Here is a 16,095-nt window from a genome sequence, read left to right as displayed (position 1 = left end):
TTGGTCGCAGCGTGGAGGCAGCGATGGAGAGTAAGAACCCCGTATTCAGCCGGTCGCCATACACCCATCAACAGCAAGGGTGGACCCCGAGCCCCGAGCATCTGCAGGGGATGTACGACAGCCCGGCCTACGCGCCCGCGCCGCCGGCCGCCAAGACGATGACCATCGACGACGTCGTGGTCCGCGGGTTCATGACGCTCGGCACGCTTGTCGTCGCCGGCGCCGCCTCGTGGTACTTCGAGGTCGGCATGGGCGTCGCGGCCATATCCGCCCTCATCGGCGTGGTCCTCGGCCTGATCGCCTCGTTCAAGCAGAGCACCAACCCTGCGCTGATCCTCGGCTACGCCCTGTTCTACGGCGTGTTCGTGGGCGCGCTGAGCCGGATGTACGAGTCGTTCTTCAACGGCATCGTGCTCCAGGCGGTGATCGGCACGGCTCTGGCCTTCGCGGCGGTGCTGACCGTCTACTCCCTGCGCATCGTCAGGGTGACACCCAAGTTCACCAAGTTCGTGATCGCGGCCGCGATCGGCGCGCTGGCGCTGGTCCTGGTCAACCTCGTGGCCGGGTTCTTCGTCGACGGCGGCATCGGCCTGCGGACCGACAGCCCGCTCGGCTGGATCTTCAGCGCCGCGATGATCCTGCTCGGCACCTTCTTCCTGCTCCTCGACTTCGACGACATCGAGCGTGGGGTGAAGGCGGGAGCTCCCGAGAAGTACTCGTGGCAGTGCGCGTTCGGGCTCACGCTGAGCCTGGTCTGGATCTACCTCGAGGTGCTGCGATTCATCAGCTATTTCTCGGGCGACGACTGATCGTCCAGGTCAAGACCCCGCTGGTGAACCGGCGGGGTCTTTTCTATGCGCCACGAGGGATCTACGCGCCGTGACAAAAGGCTGGCCGCCGAGGGGTTGCGATTCGCGGTGAGGTGTTGCAGTGTCAAGCAAAGGACCTTAATCCATCCGTGGAGGTGCCCATGTCCTTGAACCACTCACCGGAGACGCAGATCAAGCTCATCGCCAGAGTCCCGGCCATCACGGGACGCGAACTCCCAGAGTGGTTCCAAGCCATCGACAACGGCCCATCCTTCCTCAGATGTGATGAACGAGCGCACTGGCTCGCCGAGGAGCACGGGCTGACCCATGGCTACGCCGCCGCCATCGTCGTCGAGCACGAGCGGCACCGTCGTAACAGAATGGGGTTCATCTAAACCCCCCGAGACCCCCCCACGCGCCCGTGCCGATCATTCGGCTCGGGCGCGCATCATGGTGTGATGGATCTCGACAAGGCGCGCGGCTATCTGGCCCGCCACCACCACGCCGTCCTGCTCACCAGGCACGCCGACGGGCGGCCGCAGATGTCGCCGGTGCTGGTCGGCGTCGACGACGACGGTCACGCGATCATCAGCACCCGCGAGGGCGCGGCCAAGACCAGGAACGCCAGGAGAGACCCGCGGGTCGCCGTGTGCGCGTTCACCGACGGATTCTTCGGCGAGTGGATCCAGGTCGAGGGCACGGCCGAGGTCGTCTCGCTTCCCGAGGCGATGGACCATCTCGTCGCCTACTACCGGGGCATCTCGGGCGAGCACCCCGACTGGGCGGAGTACCGCGACGCCATGGAGAGGGAGCGCAGGGTGGTGCTGAGGATCACGCTCAACCGCGCGGGCCCCGACCGTCACGCCTGAGGACGAAGTCCTGGCCCTGGTCGGTCCACTCGTCGATCGCGCCGACGGCCCACAGGTCCTTCGTGCCGGGGATGGCGGCGACCGCGTTGACGGTGCCCCGGTCCGAGGCGCTCTCGGCGGTCCACTTCCGCCCGTCGAAGTGAAGCAGGACGGATTCGTGTCCTGCGACCCACACGTCGTCGGGCCCGAAGGCGGTGACGCCGGTGAGCGAGCCCTCCGTCAGCGGCACCGGCATCTGCCGCCAGAGGCGGCCGTCCCAGTGCAGGACCAGTGGCGTGGTGGGCTGGTCCTCGGCGCTCTCGTAGGCGTCGGGGCAGGACGACGGGTCACCCTCGTGGGCGTTTCCGCCGCCCTTGATGATCTCGCCGACCGCCCACACATCGGTGGGGGAGATCTGCGCGACCGCCCTCAGACTGCCACCGGGGATGTCGGGCAGGCGCATCTCCTTCCAGGAGGAGCGCTTCTGCCTGCTGTGCAGGACCATCGGGGTCAGACCCGCGCACGACTCCCGCGACTTGGCGCCCACGATCCAGGCGTGACCCGCTCGGAAGGTGATCGCGTTGAACGCGCCCGCCCTCCCGGGGAACTGGAACTCGAATTCGCCGTCCTCGCCGGACACGACGAACGAGCCCGACTCGGCCGAACCGATCAGCAACACCTGGCCGTTGTGGACGGAGACGTCGGAGAAGCGCTCGTCCTCGGAGATCCCGAAGGGGCGCCGTACGGCCCAGCGCCTGCCGTCCCAGTGGGAGACCTCGGACGCGCCCGCGAACCAGACGTCGTCGGGACCGGTGGCGTCGAATCCCCCTGGGCCGGACAGTGGGGGAAGCGGGACCCTCGACCAGGTCCGCCCGTTCCAGCGCTGCATGACGGGCGCGCCCTCGTTGTCCTCCGCGCCGTCTTCGTAGCCGACCGCCCAGGCCGCGTCAGGCCCTGTCGCGACGACGTCCACCAGCCATGAGGCATCCCGCAGCGGAACGCTCCTGACCTGCTTCCATCGGGGCGACCGGACGACCCGCGTGCTCTTCTCGCCGCTCGCGGGCGAGGTGTCCGTCTGATGGGCGGGCGCGGCGGGCGTCGCGCCGGTGCCCAGGGCGGGGGTCGGGCTCGCTTTCGCTGCGGCGGCGCCCCCGCTTCCTCCGTCTCGCTCGCCCGAGCAGGCCGTCGCGAGGCTCGCGCAGAGGACGAGGGCCACGGCTCGCTGTGCGATCTTCATCGCGGGCATTATGGCGAATTTCCCGGCACGGCATGCCGTATACCCGCGTTTCCTCCGAGCCACCCGGCGGGGACGCCGCCCAGATGGAGCGAGGGCCGTGAGGGCGCCTCGCCCGCATCCGGGGCGGGGGGCTGTCCCCGACGGCCCCCGGTCGCGTGCCACATGCCCCGGGTCGTGGGGTGCGGTTAGGACAGGCGCTCCAGGACCATGGCCATGCCCTGGCCGCCGCCGACGCACATGGTCTCCAGCCCGAAGGTCTTGTCGTGGTGCTGGAGGCTGTTGATCAGCGTGGAGGTGATGCGGGCGCCGGTCATGCCGAACGGGTGGCCGACGGCGATGGCGCCGCCGTTGACGTTCAGGCGGTCGAGGTCGATACCGAGGTCCTGGTAGGACGGGATGACCTGGGCGGCGAACGCCTCGTTGATCTCCACGAGGTCGATGTCGGAGATCGACATCCCCGCCCTCGACAGCGCCTGCTTGGAGGCCTCGACGGGCCCGAGACCCATGATCTCGGGTGACAGGCCGGTGACGCCGGTGGAGACGATGCGGGCCAGCGGCGTGATGCCGAGCTCGGCGGCCTTGGTGTCGCTCATGATGACCACCGCGGCGGCGCCGTCGTTCAGCGGGCAGCAGTTGCCCGCCGTGACCGTGCCGTCGGGGCGGAAGACCGGCTTGAGCTGCGAGACCGCCTCGTAGGAGGTGCCGGCGCGCGGCCCGTCGTCCTTGCTGACGACCGTGCCGTCGGGCAGCGTGACGGGGGTGATGTCCTTCTGCCAGAAGCCGTCGGCGAGCGCCTTCTCCGCGAGGTTCTGCGAGCGGACGCCGAACTCGTCCTGCTCCCGCCGCGAGACGCCCTTGATCTGGGCGAGGTTCTCGGCGGTCTGTCCCATCGCGATGTAGATGTCGGGGACCGCGCCGTCCTGACGCGGGTCACGCCAGGTCTGGCCGCCCTCGGCGAAGGTGGAGGTGCGGGCGCGGGCGCCGTCGAAGATCGGGTTCTGGGTGTCGGGCAGCGAGTCGGAGTTGCCCTTGGCGAAGCGGGAGACCGTCTCCACGCCCGCCGAGACGAAGACGTCGCCCTCGCCCGCCTTGATGGCGTGGAAGGCCATGCGGGTGGTCTGCAACGACGAGGAGCAGTACCGGGTGACCGTGGTGCCGGGCACGTTGTCGAGCCCCAGCATCACCGACACCACGCGGGCCATGTTGAAGCCCTGCTCGCCGCCCGGCAGGCCACAGCCGAGCATGAGGTCGTCGATGGTGTTCGGGTCGAGCTGGGGCACCTTGGCCAGCGCCGCCTGGATCATCTGGACGGTCAGGTCGTCGGGACGGATGTCCTTCAGCGACCCCTTGAAGGCTCGGCCGATCGGCGAGCGCGCGGTGGCGACGATGACTGCCTCGGGCATGGGGCTCTCCTGGGTTCGTGTCAGCACTCCATCGCGAGGTTACCCCTCGGTAGTGCCGTTGCCACGACCCGGGGGCCGGTAAAACAGAACTTTGTTTCAGATAGGTGAAAGCCGGGCGATCGGGTCGCCCGGCCGCGGTCATCCGTACATGCCGGGCGAGTTGGCGGCGCCGTCCCTGATGCCGTGGATGGCGCCCTTCTCGTCACGCCAGAGCCGCCAGCCGTCCTGGCTGCCGGTGAACCAGGACGGCGGCGCGCTCTCGCCCGCGATCCGCTTGCCGTTGGACAGGTCGAACTCGCAGATGGCGGCGACCGAGTAGAAGCCGGGAGCCTGCCCCTTCAACGGCAGGGGCTTGGGGTCGGTGACGCAGAAGGACCAGCCGCGCTGGTCCTTCACCGGCACCGAGTTGCCCGTGGTCAGGTCGAAGGCGGAGCCGGCGCCGTTGTGCTTGAGGAAGCCCAGCCGCTCCATGCGCTGGGGGAAGGCCAGCCACCAGCCCGAACCGGGCACCTGGCTGGCGGTGATCTGGCCCATGACCCTGCCGGTCTCGGAGTCGAGCCTGGCGAAGCCGCCGTACTGGCCCTGCTGGTCGACCGGGCGGACCACCGGCGCGAAGCCGGGGCTGCCACTGGGATAGACGCGGACCACGGACGGGCGCATCCAGTTGATGGTGCCGTCGGAGATCTTGAGCGAGAACAGCCCGAACGTGGAGACCTTCTTCGTGCGCGGGCTGGTGTACGGCGCGACGTAGCCGACGAGGTTCTCGCCCGTCGACCCGAACGCCCAGCCGCCCGACATGTCGATGCCGGAGCCCAGAGCCTGCTCGATGGGCTGCTGCCACTGGAGCTTGCCCGACTTGAGCTCGTAGGACTCGATCATCGGGTTGGCCGCCAGGCGCAGCAGCAGCACCCTGTTGGCATCGGACCACTCCACCTCGGCGATGCCTGGGAGCTTCCACTTCTGCTTGCCTGTCGCGGGGTCGAGCACGACCACCCTGGCGGCCGACAGCGCGGTGTGCTCCGACAGGCACACGTAGGGCCCGCAGCGCTGGGGGCCGAAGGTCGAGTGGACGGGCCTGGCCCACTTCTGGCTGCCCGTGCGGGCGTCGCGGGCGACGAGGACGGCGTTCCACCTGCCCTTCTTGCCCGGGTCGAGCGAGACGATGACGTTGTCGACGATCGCGGGTGGCGGCACGCCCATGCCCGGCAGCCGCCCCGCCATCGTGGCGGGCTGGGCCCACAGCTTCTTGCCTGTGGTCAGGTCGAGGGCGACGGTCTCGAGTGTGCCGTCGGGCTTCATGGAGGTGGTCGTGGCCACGCCTGCGGCGGTGACCATGCGGCTGACCACGTTGACGTCGGTGTTGTGCCAGGTCGGGAAGGCTGTCGTGGCGGCGTCGCTGCCTGAGCAGGCGGCCAGGGAAAGGGTTCCGGCCAGGGCGAGGGCCGGTTTCGCGAGGGGCCGGAGCACGGTTATTCCACTCCAATGGGGGCGAGGAGTGGCGGCTCAGCCAGGGAGGGTGTCTTCTGGTCGCCGGCGGAAGAGCGTGACCCATCTACCGTGAGGGCCCGTCGCCCGCCCTGCGACCCTGGTCGCGGTGACCTCTGTGCCTGACTCCTCCGCAGCCGTCGCCGCCGCAAGGTAAATCGTTTGCAGACCTTCGCCACGCCTGGGATGTGGTTCAGGCCACAACCCCAACGCAGCGCATACAGAAGGTAGCACCGCGTAAGCGGCCTGGGCGTAACCTCGGTCAGATGGATGGAAACGATCCGGTCCGAACATTTCGCCCGGGTTTGTGGCAAATTCCGGCCCCAGGAGGTCGGCGAAGGCGACCGTCCTGCCTCCCGCCTCGACCACCGCGACCGTCTGCGCGGCGGCGAGCTGGCGGCTCCACCGCCTGGTCACCCACCGCAGCGGCTGGCCGATCGGGCGCACCGTGCCGAGATCGGGGCAGGTGCCCACGATGACCTCCGCGCCCACCTCGCGCAGCCGCCGCACCGCCTTGGCCAGATGCCGTACGGCGGTCGCGGGCGGCGTCTGCGTGGTCACGTCGTTGGCGCCGACGAAGATGACGGCCACGTCCGGACGCGCCTTGAGCGCTCGGTCCACCTGGTCGCCCAGCTCGACCGAGGCGGCTCCCGACTTGCCTGCGACGGTCAGCCGTACGGGGCGCTCGGCCACGGAGGCCAGGCCGTGCGCCAGCCGTACGCCGGGGGTGTCCTCGGGGTCGCTCATGCCGAGGCCGACGGAGAGGGAGTCGCCGAGCATGACGAGGCTGACGGGCTCGCCGGGGAAGTCGCCGTACAGGCCGTCGGACGGCGGGCCCTCCATGCCGTGAGGACGGCCGATCACCCGCCTGGCGACCAGGCTTTCGGCGATCAGCAGGCCGTACGCCGTCGCGCCCAGAGCCGTCAGACCGCCCCCGCCCACCGCGGCCGCCGCGGCGATCCTGCGCGCCGTGCGCGCCACCCCCGGAGTCCAGATCACTCGGCGGCCCCCCTCGACCTGTCGCGACGGTAGCGTTATCAGGAAACCTAGCTGAGGCCCCACCACCCCCTGGGGGCCCTGGCCATCCACAAGCTGATCAAGCTTCTGCAAAGAAGGTGAACACCTCAGTGCGCGTTTACGATTCCCTGATCGAGCTCATGGGGAACACTCCGCTCGTCAGGCTGCACAAGGTCTCGGCGGGCCTTCCCGCACAGGTGCTCGCCAAGGTCGAGTACTTCAACCCGGGCGGCTCGGTGAAGGACCGCATCGCGGTACGGATGATCGAGGCGGCGGAGGCGTCGGGGGCGTTGCGGCCCGGCGGCACCATCGTCGAGCCGACCTCGGGCAACACCGGCGTCGGGCTGGCCATCGTGGCCCAGAGGAAGGGCTACAAGTGCGTCTTCGTCGTGCCCGACAAGGTCGCCCAGGACAAGATCTCCGTGCTCAGGGCCTACGGAGCCGAGGTCGTGGTGTGCCCCACCGCGGTCTCGCCCGACCACCCCGAGTCCTACTACTCGGTGTCCGACAGGCTGGCCCGCGAGATTCCCAACGCGTGGAAGCCGGACCAGTACTCCAACGTCCAGAACCCCGAGTCGCACTACCACTCGACGGGTCCTGAGCTGTGGGAGCAGACCGAGGGCCGCATCACGCACTTCGTGGCGGGCGTCGGCACCGGCGGCACCATCAGCGGCACGGGCCGCTACCTCAAGGAGGTCTCCGGCGGCCGGGTGAAGATCATCGGCGCCGACCCCGAGGGCTCGGTCTACTCCGGTGGCACGGGACGCCCGTACCTGGTCGAGGGCGTGGGGGAGGACATCTGGCCCGCGACCTACGACACGACGATCTGCGACGAAATCATCGCCGTCTCCGACAAGGACTCCTTCAATATGACCAGGCGCCTGGCCCGCGAGGAGGCGCTGCTGGTGGGCGGCTCCTGCGGCATGGCCGCGGTCGCCGCGCTGCAGGTGGCGGCCAAGGCCGGGCCTGACGACGTGGTCGTCGTGCTGCTGCCCGACGGCGGGCGCGGCTACCTGTCGAAGATCTTCAACGACGAGTGGATGGCCGACTACGGCTTCCTCACCACCCCCTCGGAGAGGGGGCTGGTGCGGGACGTGCTGTCGCGCAAGGGCGGCACCATGCCGTCCTTCGTCCACGCGCATCCGCACGAGTCGGTCGGCACGGCGATCTCCATCATGCGGGAGTACTCCGTCTCGCAGCTGCCCGTCATGAAGGAGGAGCCGCCGGTGATGGCGGCCGAGGTCGTCGGGTCCATCGTGGAGCGCGACCTGCTGGAGGCGCTGTACCGGGGCAAGCTCAGCTCCGACGACCCGATCGCCGAGCACATGTCGCAGCCGCTGCCGATGATCGGCGCGGGCGAGTCGGTGTCGCGGGCGGTGGAGGCGCTGGAGAAGGCGGACGCGGCGGTGGTGCTGGAGGACGGCAAGCCCGCCGGCCTCCTCACCCGCCAGGACCTCCTCGCCTTCCTCGCCAACCACTGACGCGTCGGGGGAAGGCCGCTCCCGGAAGACCCCGTGAGCGCCCACACGATCAGACCGTGTGGGCGATCACGGGCCGGATGTCCTGAGGACGGGCGTCTCGCCTCCACGGAGAGGCGGCGAACCTCGGCCTGCTCCCAGGGGCCTCTGGGGGCTGTGTCGACGTCCCCGGGAGCTTCGAGGGACCTCGGGCCCCGCTCCGGCGGGGGCGGGCGCCGTACGGGTGGTCAGGGCTTCTTGATGGACTCGATGACGGTGCCCAGGCCCTCGGCCCCGCGCCCCTCCGCGTCGGCGCGCTCGAACAGGCGCTTCAACGCGACGGGCAGCGTGGCGTCGATCCCCGCCTCCTCGAACGCGTGCACCACATGGCCCATCCCCACCGCCTGCATGTGCAGGCTGTTGTCCTCGCCGGGGTAGGACCGCTCCTCGAACTCGGCCGTGAGGTACTTCAGGAACCCCATCGGCCCCTCGCCCGCGATCCCGCCGAACGTCTCCTGCGCGAAGGGAAGCAGCTGGGAAGGCGCCACCCCCGCGCTCTGCGCCAGCGCGCTCGCGTACATGTACGCCGTCAGCCCGGACCAGAACATGAACAGCTGCGACTGGTAGAAGACCATCGCCAGTCCCGGGTCGGCGCCGACGTAGGTGACGTCGCTGATCGCCTTCAACGTCTCGGTGTGGCGGGTGACGACCTCGGAAGGGCCGCTGTAGAAGGTGTAGGCGCCGGGCCGGCCGATGCCGGGCGGCGGGACCATGATGCCTCCGGTGACGAGCACGCCGCCGCGCGCGGCCACCCAGTCCGAGGCCTCGCGCAGGACCGAGGGGGCGTCGGAGCTGAGGTTGACCAGCACCTTCCCCCGCAGGTCGACCTCGCCGAGGCTGTCGTACATCGCCTGGTAGTCCAGCTGGCTGATCACCAGGAGCTCTCCGGCCTCGGCGGGCGAGGACGCCTCGTGCGCGCCGAGCGCCACCAGCGCGCCCGCCTTGCCGGGTGTCCTGTTCCACACCGTCACCTGGTGGCCCGCCTTCAAGAACATCTCGGCCATCGTCGAGCCCATGGCCCCGAGGCCGATCACAGTCACATGCGTTGTCATGCCCCCAGCCTCGGCGACCGTACTTCGGAAATCCTTATGGTCGGCTCAGGGTCATGCGTCGCGCGCTCGGCCCGGCCGACGCGGTGGTGCGCGACCCCTCCGGCTACCGGCCGGCCGGGGCGCTCCGGAGCTGGGCGAGCGGGAGTGCGACAGGCTCCACGCCTCAGGTGAGGGGGAACTCGGCGAACACCTCCCACGCGCCTTCAGGGGTGGGCCCTGCCAGCAGCCTGCCGCCGAGCGCCTCGACCCTCTCGGCCATGCCGACCAGCCCGAAGCCCCCGCCGAGCCGTGAGAGGCGCGGGTCGGTGGCCGAGCCGTAGTTGCGCACGCGCAGCCGTACGGTGCGCTCGTGGAGCCGCAGATCGACCTCCACCCATCCGGTTCCGGGGGCGTGGCGGCGGACGTTGGTGAGCGACTCCTGCAGCACCCTGTGCAGGGTGGTCATGACCTCGGGCGGCAGCGCGCCATCGGCGATGCCCTGACCGACCTCGAAGGAGACGCCCGGCCCTCCGGCGCTGAAGCGCTCGGTGAGCAGGCGCAGGTCGGCGAGGGAGGTGCCGGGGGTGCGGGCGGCCTCGTCCTCCGCACGCAGCACGCTGACCAGGCGGCGCATCGAGGTGAGTGCCTCGACCCCCGCGTTGGCGATGGCGTCGAGGGCGGGGGTGACCGCCTCGGGCTTCATCTCGGCGACCGTCCTGGCGGCCTGGGCCTGGACCACGATGCCGGTGATGTGGTGGGCGACCAGGTCGTGCAGTTCCCTGGCCAGCTCCAGACGTTCGGATCGGCGGACGGTGTGGATGGCCTCGACGCGCCGCTCCTGCTGGAAGCGCAGGTAGCCGCCGACGCCCGCCGCCGTGGCCCAGCCGATGAACAGCATGAAGGAGAAGGCCAGGCCGCCGTTGTGATAGTCGCGCATGCCGCCCTCGGCCATCAGCACGCCCATCGCCACCAGGCTCAGCGTGGCCGCCCTCCGCACGGGATCGACGTGCCGCAGGACGCCGATGGTGAGAATGAGCAGCGCGCCGCTCTCCGCCGACCCTGGGACCCCTACGACGTCGATCGCGCCGATGAGGAGGGAGACGCCGAGGGAGCAGGCCATCAGGACGGCGAACCCCTCGATCCTGTAGCGCCTGCGCAGCACCACCGCCACGATGCCGACGGCCCCGCACACGGGAACCAGGAACTGCAGCCCTCCCGCACCCACGGCGACGGCCAGATCGACCAGCAGCATCATGCTCAGCCAGCCGATCATGGCGATCTCGCTGAGCCGCCTGACCCAGTAGACGAAGCGTTTGTTGTCCCCCACGGCACCCGAGCCTAGGCCGGAAGTCGGAGCCCTCATATCCACCATTCGGCCGACCTCCTGAACCGGGGACCAGTCCTTCAGTCGATTCGGGGCCGGCGTCGCGGCGCGCATGCTTGAAGCGTCGAAGGGGATGAGGAAATGGTCGTTATGGGATTCGTGTTCCTGGGCATCGGGCTCGTCGTCGCCGTCCTGCTGGCGCTGGCCGACCCGGTGCTGCTCTCCCGCATCAACGGGGAGCCGGCCGAGGGCGCGAGCGGCCGTCACATCAACGCCGACGTCATACGGCTGCCGCGGCCCGCCGCCGAGGAGTTGAGCGAGAGCAGGGCGGCCTGACACCAGACCCGTCACGGGTGGGCGGTTGGGGGACAAGCCGCCCGTGACGACGATGAGGCCCGTGATCGGTTGGGGGACGGATCACGGGCTTCACGTTTTTCCTGGGCTAGCGTGGGGGGCATGAGCAATGGTTTTGAGACCCTGGCGATTCACGCAGGCCAGGAGCCCGACCCGGTGACCGGCGCGGTCGTGCCGCCGATCTACGCCACGTCCACCTACAAGCAGGACGGCGTGGGCGGTCTCCGGGGCGGATATGAGTACAGCCGGTCGGCCAACCCGACGCGGACCGCGCTGGAGGAGGCGCTGGCCGCGGTCGAGGGCGGCGTGAGGGGCATGGCGTTCGCCTCCGGCCTGGCGGCCGAGGACACCCTGCTGCGCACTGTCTGCAGGCCCAACGACCACGTGGTGATCCCGAACGACGCCTACGGGGGCACCTACCGGCTGTTCTCCAAGGTCCACGAGCGCTGGGGGCTGCACTACGACCCCGTGCCGCTGGGCGACCTCGACGCGGTGGCCGCGGCCATGACGCAGAAGACCAGGCTGATCTGGGTCGAGACGCCGACGAACCCGCTGCTCGGCATCGCCGACATCGCCGCGCTGGCCCAGCTGGCGCACGAGAACGACGCGCTGCTCGTGGTGGACAACACCTTCGCCTCGCCGTACCTGCAGCAGCCGCTGGCGCTGGGCGCCGACGTGGTCGTGCACTCGACCACGAAGTACGTCGGAGGGCACTCCGACGTGGTCGGCGGCGCGCTGATCGCCGCGGACAAGGGGCTGGGCGACGAGCTGGCCTACCACCAGAACGCGATGGGAGGCGTGGCAGGCCCGTTCGACGCGTGGCTGACGCTGCGCGGGCTGAAGACGCTCGGCGTGCGGATGGACCGCCACTGCGACAACGCCGAGCGCGTGGTCGACCTGCTGCTCGCCCACCCGCGCGTCACGCAGGTCCTCTACCCGGGCCTCGACGAGCACCCGGGGCACGAGGTGGCGGCCAAGCAGATGAAGCGCTTCGGCGGCATGGTCTCCTTCCGCGTCGACGGCGGCGAGCAGGAGGCCGTCGACATCTGCGACAGGACGAAGCTGTTCACGCTGGGCGAGTCGCTCGGCGGCGTGGAGTCGCTGATCGAGCACCCCGGCAGGATGACGCACGCCTCGGCGGCCGGCTCGCCGCTGGAGGTGCCCTCCGACCTGGTGCGGCTGTCGGTCGGCATCGAGACCGTCGACGACCTCCTCGCCGACCTGACCCAGGCGCTGGGCTAGGGCTTTCCCGCGAGGCGGACGGTGGCGGGCCTGCCCGGACGAGCGGGCAGGCCGCGCCGTCGCACGTGGCCTTCGGCGACGGCTCGCCGAAAGTACGCCTGATTCATGGATGATCGGCCGGTTCGGATCGGGCCGTTCTGCCGATGAGCCGTCACCCTCCCAGCGGTCACGATCGCCTCATGACCGACAAGAGCCTGACGGCACATCCTCCGCGTCCCCGAAACACCGCAGGCGGCAGGGGTGGCTGGCTGCTGCCCACCGTGCTGGTCGTGCTCAGCGTCGTTCCCCTGATCGCGGGAGGCGTCCGTCTGACCGAGCTCGCGGGCGGCGACGTCACGCCGGGGAACGCGCGGTTCTTCGCCGCACCCCTGCCCGTGGTGGTGCACATCTTCTGCGCCGCCGTGTACAGCCTGCTGGGCGCCTTCCAGTTCGCCCCCCGCTTCCGCCGCAGGAGGCCGGGCTGGCATCGCGTCGCCGGGCGGATTCTCGTCCCCTGCGGACTGGTCGCCGCGCTCTCGGGCCTGTGGATGACGCTGTTCTACGCCCGCCCTGTCGGTGACGGCGACCTTCTGGCCGCCTTCCGGCTCCTGTTCGGCACGGCCATGGTCGTGGCGATCTCGCTGGGTCTGGCCGCGATCCGGCGGCGCGACTTCGCCAGGCACCGCGCCTGGATGATCCGTGGATACGCGATCGGCATGGGCGCGGGCACGCAGGTGCTGGTCCACCTGCCCTGGCTGTTGTTCTTCGGCCTGCCGGACGAGCTCGGCAGGGCGCTGCTCATGGGAGCGGGCTGGGCGATCAACCTCGTCGTGGTCGAATGGGTCATCCGCAGGCGGCCGGCCGCCTTCAGTTCCTGACGCGGTTGGTCTCGTAGGCCCATATGGCGATCTCGACGCGGTTGCGGGCGCCGAGTTTGGCCATGAGGCTGGCGATGTGGGACTTGACGGTGCTGAGAGAGATGTACAGCTCGTCGCCGATCTCACTGTTGGTCCGCCCGCGCGCCACGGTGGCGAGGATCTGCTCCTCGCGCTCGGTGAGCGCCTCGATGGGTTGCACGGGCGAGGCGGAGGATCCGGCGGCGGCGAAGGTCCTGAGCAGCCGCGCGGTGACGCTCGGCGCGATGAGGGCGTCGCCGTCGGCGGCCGCGTGGACGGCCTGGGAGAGCAGGGCGGTGCCCGCGTCCTTCAGCAGGAACCCTCTGGCGCCGGCCCTCAGGGCGGCGTAGACGTACTCGTCGAGGTCGAACGTGGTGATGACGACGACGGCCAGCGGGTCGTCGACGGCCGGCCCCGCGAGGGCGCGGGTCGCCTCGATGCCGTCGATGCCCGGCATGCGGATGTCGAACAGGCACACGTCGGGGCGCAGCCGCCGCGCGAGCTCGACGGCGTGCCGTCCGTCGGCGGCCTCGCCGATGACCTCGATGTCCGGCTGGGCGTTGAGGATCATGGCGAGCCCGGTGCGGACGATCTCCTGATCGTCGGCGACGATCACCCGGATGCTCATGTCGCCGCCCCCTTCCTCGGAAGCACGGCGGTCACGGTCCACCCTCGATCGGGGTTCGGGCCCGCTTCGCAGGTGCCGCCGTGCAGGTCGGCGCGTTCGGCCATGCCGATGAGCCCGTACCCCTGAGAGGGGGCGGCCGGCACGGAGCTGGGGTCGCCGTCGTCGCTCACGCGCAGGCGCACCGACGTGTCGTCGGCGGACACGCGGACCTCGATGCGGGTGGCGTGCCGAGCGTGTCGCAGGGCGTTGGTGACCGACTCCTGCGCGAGGCGGTAGATCGCGGTGCCGACCGACGGGCGGAGGTCGTCGACGTCGCCGTGGATCTCCACGTCGACGGAGGGGCCCGAGCGAGCTCGGCCGGCCAGTCGCTCGAGGTCGGCGATGTGCTGACCCGGCGCCAGGTCCGCCGGTTGGTCCTGGCGCAGGACCCGGACCAGGGCGCGCATCTCGGCGAGGGCGCGCGAGGCCTCCGACTCGATCAGGACGAGCGCCTCGGTCGCGGCGCTCGGCCGCGTCGCGGAGGTGGCGATGCCCGCCTGCGCGCGGATCGCCATGGCCGAGACGTGATGAGCCACGGTGTCGTGCAGGTCGCGGGCCAGCTGCTCACGTTCGAGCAGTTTGACGTGATCGAGCTCGCGTCTCCTCGCCCTGGCCCGGTACCGGAACGCCAGCCCCAGAGCGACGGCCGAGAAGAGGATGGCGAGCCCGCCGATCAGATCGCCGAGGCCCGGATGGTCGACGACCGCCGAGAGGAAGGCCCTGCCGAGGATGATCGCCAACCCGATCACGGCCTCCCGCCCCGCCCCCCAGCGAAACAGTGAGTACGGCAGGAGCAGCAGGAAGACCATGGTGTAGGTCTCGGGGGAGTGGCCGCCCGTCAGGAGCGGCGCCAGGCTCAGGGCGCCGAAGGCGATCGCGACCATCGGCAGCGGTCTGCTCCGGCGCCACAACAGGGTGGGTACCAGCGCCACGGTGAGCGTCACCGAGACGGCCCGCCACGGGAGGTCGGGCCGCAGCACCCCCTCGAGCACCGCGAGCGCCACGAGCAGCCCCACCAGGCCCCAGTCGCGCCGGCCTCGCCGCGGCGGACGGGCAGGGCGGGGTTCGTCCCACAGGGAACGAAGAAGGGGGAGCACCCCATCATCGTATGAGAGCCCCTGCCCCTCCGGATCGGCCCGAAGGAGGAGGAACAGGGTCTCGTGGCGTCCTAGCCCTCGCCGGGGAAGATCATCAAGAACAGGATCACGAGGTAGATCAGGCCGATCACGCCGCTGATCATCGCGATGCGCGCGTTCTCGACCTTCGCGTCGTCGGCGGGGGTCTCGGTGGCGAAGACCCTGACGGCGGCGCGAAGGTCGCGTTCGACGAGGAAGAGCAGGACGAGCGCGACGACGAACAGGGTCATCGACGCGGACATGTACCAACGGCCCAGCACGCCGAGGCTCGCGCCGAGCCAGACGCCGAAGATCAGCACACCGAGCGAGCCGATCCCGTAGATTCGGGTCATCCGCTGCAGGGTCTGCAGGACGGCGGCGTTCTTGGCGCGGATCGCGCGCGGCGCGGCCATGATCACCGCGGTGAGCGGGCCGATGGCGAAGATCGCGAATGCGATGTGCAGCCAGAGCAACGTGCTATTCATGGGGCTGACATTAGTCGTCCGGTGATCGCACCGGTATTACTCACGACCCGCCTTCTGGGGCTCCTCGCGGTCGTGAGGGCAGCTCATGCACAGCTCGAAAGCCGCGATGCCGACGGCCATCACGACGAGCAGCACAATCATGGCGAGCATGGCTTCCTCCTTCCCGAATATCGTCCGTAATGACTAGACGCTCTGGCAATGGAATAAGTTCAGCGCCGGTATGGTTGGCATTCTGTTCTCCAGGCACAAGGGGGTGCCGTCGTGGCCGTGAGGCACGTCGAGCCGTACTCACAGGAATGGGTGCGCCAGCCGTTCTCCTACGTCCGTCAGGTCGTCGACCTGCTCGGCGACGAGGTGGCCGACTGGTGGGAGGGTCCTTGCGACCCTCGTGACGCCACCCTTCGCCTGCGTGACGGCAGTGCCCTGGTCTGGGACGAGGAGAGCGGCTGGCGCCTCGGAGCCTTCGTCTCCGGCGGCCACGGCCTGCACACCGAGCTGGCGGGGGTGCGTTACCTCGGCCACGGCCTGCTGCCCAGGCCGGAGCGGGTGCCGGGAGCGCTGGCCGACGCGCGCGCCGGGGTCGGCGCCAGTTCGGCATGGCGTCCCTGCTACCGCTCCCACCGTAACTGCCGCGACGGGTTCGACGTCGCGCTCAGCTACTACTGCGCGGTGCTCAACGCCTGAGC

At 70.1% G+C, this 16,095-nt stretch carries 17 protein-coding genes; 8 read left to right on the top strand and 9 right to left on the bottom strand.

Going from position 1 to position 16,095, the window contains the following annotated elements; all coding sequences use genetic code 11:
* Nucleotides 1-23: 23 nt before the first annotated feature.
* The 3 genes from ABFX50_RS10255 (at nucleotide 24) to ABFX50_RS10245 (ending at nucleotide 1,678) form a co-directional block, all read left to right on the top strand.
* Nucleotides 24-809, top strand: a complete 786-nt coding sequence (locus ABFX50_RS10255) for a Bax inhibitor-1/YccA family protein (RefSeq protein ID WP_346145314.1) — start codon at nucleotides 24-26, stop codon at nucleotides 807-809.
* Between the two features lie 161 nt (nucleotides 810-970).
* A complete protein-coding gene (locus ABFX50_RS10250; protein WP_183655175.1) occupies nucleotides 971-1,204 on the top strand; it encodes a DUF4287 domain-containing protein in 234 nt (77 codons plus the stop codon).
* Between the two features lie 63 nt (nucleotides 1,205-1,267).
* Nucleotides 1,268-1,678: a PPOX class F420-dependent oxidoreductase gene (locus ABFX50_RS10245; RefSeq protein ID WP_346145312.1), complete on the top strand. Its 411-nt coding sequence runs from the start codon at nucleotides 1,268-1,270 to the stop codon at nucleotides 1,676-1,678.
* Here the strand turns inward: ABFX50_RS10245 and ABFX50_RS10240 are convergent.
* The 4 genes from ABFX50_RS10240 to ABFX50_RS10225 all read right to left on the bottom strand — a co-directional run bounded on the left by ABFX50_RS10240 (nucleotide 1,647) and on the right by ABFX50_RS10225 (nucleotide 6,781).
* Nucleotides 1,647-2,894: a beta propeller repeat protein gene (locus tag ABFX50_RS10240; RefSeq protein WP_346145310.1), complete on the bottom strand. Its 1,248-nt coding sequence runs from the start codon at nucleotides 2,892-2,894 to the stop codon at nucleotides 1,647-1,649. The genes ABFX50_RS10245 and ABFX50_RS10240 overlap by 32 nt on opposite strands.
* 185 nt (nucleotides 2,895-3,079) lie before the next feature.
* Nucleotides 3,080-4,297 (bottom strand): acetyl-CoA C-acetyltransferase, encoded by a 1,218-nt coding sequence (locus ABFX50_RS10235; protein WP_346145308.1) that lies wholly within the window; start codon nucleotides 4,295-4,297, stop codon nucleotides 3,080-3,082.
* A 138-nt stretch (nucleotides 4,298-4,435) separates the two neighbouring features.
* Nucleotides 4,436-5,764, bottom strand: a complete 1,329-nt coding sequence (locus ABFX50_RS10230; protein WP_312895795.1) for an outer membrane protein assembly factor BamB family protein — start codon at nucleotides 5,762-5,764, stop codon at nucleotides 4,436-4,438.
* Between the two features lie 36 nt (nucleotides 5,765-5,800).
* The gene (locus tag ABFX50_RS10225) at nucleotides 5,801-6,781 is read right to left on the bottom strand and encodes an SGNH/GDSL hydrolase family protein (RefSeq protein WP_346145305.1); all 981 of its coding nucleotides are present in this window, start codon (nucleotides 6,779-6,781) and stop codon (nucleotides 5,801-5,803) included.
* Nucleotides 6,782-6,909: 128 nt separating this feature from the next.
* On the opposite strand from ABFX50_RS10225, the gene ABFX50_RS10220 reads away from it, so the two are divergent.
* Nucleotides 6,910-8,280, top strand: a complete 1,371-nt coding sequence (locus ABFX50_RS10220; RefSeq protein WP_183655189.1) for a cystathionine beta-synthase — start codon at nucleotides 6,910-6,912, stop codon at nucleotides 8,278-8,280.
* A gap of 224 nt (nucleotides 8,281-8,504) precedes the next feature.
* Here the strand turns inward: ABFX50_RS10220 and ABFX50_RS10215 are convergent, their stop codons facing one another.
* Complete coding sequence (locus ABFX50_RS10215) at nucleotides 8,505-9,368, bottom strand: NAD(P)-dependent oxidoreductase (RefSeq protein ID WP_346145303.1); 864 nt, start codon at nucleotides 9,366-9,368, stop codon at nucleotides 8,505-8,507.
* Nucleotides 9,369-9,531: 163 nt separating this feature from the next.
* The gene (locus ABFX50_RS10210) at nucleotides 9,532-10,674 is read right to left on the bottom strand and encodes a sensor histidine kinase (RefSeq protein WP_346145301.1); all 1,143 of its coding nucleotides are present in this window, start codon (nucleotides 10,672-10,674) and stop codon (nucleotides 9,532-9,534) included.
* Between the two features lie 147 nt (nucleotides 10,675-10,821).
* Here ABFX50_RS10210 and ABFX50_RS10205 point away from each other — a divergent pair, with 147 nt between their 5' ends.
* The 3 genes from ABFX50_RS10205 (at nucleotide 10,822) to ABFX50_RS10195 (ending at nucleotide 13,124) form a co-directional block, all read left to right on the top strand.
* A complete protein-coding gene (locus tag ABFX50_RS10205; RefSeq protein WP_346145299.1) occupies nucleotides 10,822-11,007 on the top strand; it encodes a hypothetical protein in 186 nt (61 codons plus the stop codon).
* Nucleotides 11,008-11,127: 120 nt separating this feature from the next.
* Nucleotides 11,128-12,267, top strand: coding sequence for a cystathionine gamma-synthase (locus ABFX50_RS10200; protein ID WP_183655201.1), 1,140 nt, complete (start codon nucleotides 11,128-11,130; stop codon nucleotides 12,265-12,267).
* A gap of 179 nt (nucleotides 12,268-12,446) precedes the next feature.
* Complete coding sequence (locus ABFX50_RS10195) at nucleotides 12,447-13,124, top strand: DUF2306 domain-containing protein (protein ID WP_346145297.1); 678 nt, start codon at nucleotides 12,447-12,449, stop codon at nucleotides 13,122-13,124.
* Here the strand turns inward: ABFX50_RS10195 and ABFX50_RS10190 are convergent.
* From ABFX50_RS10190 to ABFX50_RS10180, 3 genes are all read right to left on the bottom strand, one after another.
* Entirely contained in the window at nucleotides 13,114-13,770 is a 657-nt protein-coding gene (locus ABFX50_RS10190) for a response regulator (RefSeq protein ID WP_183655207.1), read from the bottom strand. The two genes, ABFX50_RS10195 and ABFX50_RS10190, sit on opposite strands and share 11 nt — an antisense overlap.
* A complete protein-coding gene (locus tag ABFX50_RS10185) occupies nucleotides 13,767-14,906 on the bottom strand; it encodes a sensor histidine kinase (RefSeq protein WP_346145295.1) in 1,140 nt (379 codons plus the stop codon). Before ABFX50_RS10185 ends, ABFX50_RS10190 begins: the two co-directional genes overlap by 4 nt.
* A 71-nt stretch (nucleotides 14,907-14,977) precedes the next feature.
* The gene (locus tag ABFX50_RS10180) at nucleotides 14,978-15,409 is read right to left on the bottom strand and encodes a DUF2269 family protein (protein ID WP_183655212.1); all 432 of its coding nucleotides are present in this window, start codon (nucleotides 15,407-15,409) and stop codon (nucleotides 14,978-14,980) included.
* A 261-nt stretch (nucleotides 15,410-15,670) separates the two neighbouring features.
* Here ABFX50_RS10180 and ABFX50_RS10175 point away from each other — a divergent pair, with 261 nt between their 5' ends.
* Complete coding sequence (locus ABFX50_RS10175; RefSeq protein ID WP_183655215.1) at nucleotides 15,671-16,093, top strand: DUF6292 family protein; 423 nt, start codon at nucleotides 15,671-15,673, stop codon at nucleotides 16,091-16,093.
* Nucleotides 16,094-16,095: the final 2 nt, after the last annotated feature.

The organism is Nonomuraea recticatena (genome assembly GCF_039533245.1).
Classification (GTDB): Bacteria; Actinomycetota; Actinomycetes; order Streptosporangiales; family Streptosporangiaceae; genus Nonomuraea; species Nonomuraea roseola.
The sequence above is the reverse complement of the archived record's forward strand: the minus strand, read 5'-3'. Positions and strand labels throughout refer to the sequence as shown.

Coding starts and splice junctions, on each gene's coding strand:
- ABFX50_RS10255 (WP_346145314.1), top strand. CDS start 24: ATGGAGAGTAAGAACCCCGTATTCAGCCGGTCGCCATACACCCATCAA.
- ABFX50_RS10250 (WP_183655175.1), top strand. CDS start 971: ATGTCCTTGAACCACTCACCGGAGACGCAGATCAAGCTCATCGCCAGA.
- ABFX50_RS10245 (WP_346145312.1), top strand. CDS start 1,268: ATGGATCTCGACAAGGCGCGCGGCTATCTGGCCCGCCACCACCACGCC.
- ABFX50_RS10240 (WP_346145310.1), bottom strand. CDS start 2,894: ATGAAGATCGCACAGCGAGCCGTGGCCCTCGTCCTCTGCGCGAGCCTC.
- ABFX50_RS10235 (WP_346145308.1), bottom strand. CDS start 4,297: ATGCCCGAGGCAGTCATCGTCGCCACCGCGCGCTCGCCGATCGGCCGA.
- ABFX50_RS10215 (WP_346145303.1), bottom strand. CDS start 9,368: ATGACAACGCATGTGACTGTGATCGGCCTCGGGGCCATGGGCTCGACG.
- ABFX50_RS10205 (WP_346145299.1), top strand. CDS start 10,822: ATGGGATTCGTGTTCCTGGGCATCGGGCTCGTCGTCGCCGTCCTGCTG.
- ABFX50_RS10200 (WP_183655201.1), top strand. CDS start 11,128: ATGAGCAATGGTTTTGAGACCCTGGCGATTCACGCAGGCCAGGAGCCC.
- ABFX50_RS10195 (WP_346145297.1), top strand. CDS start 12,447: ATGACCGACAAGAGCCTGACGGCACATCCTCCGCGTCCCCGAAACACC.
- ABFX50_RS10190 (WP_183655207.1), bottom strand. CDS start 13,770: ATGAGCATCCGGGTGATCGTCGCCGACGATCAGGAGATCGTCCGCACC.
- ABFX50_RS10180 (WP_183655212.1), bottom strand. CDS start 15,409: ATGAATAGCACGTTGCTCTGGCTGCACATCGCATTCGCGATCTTCGCC.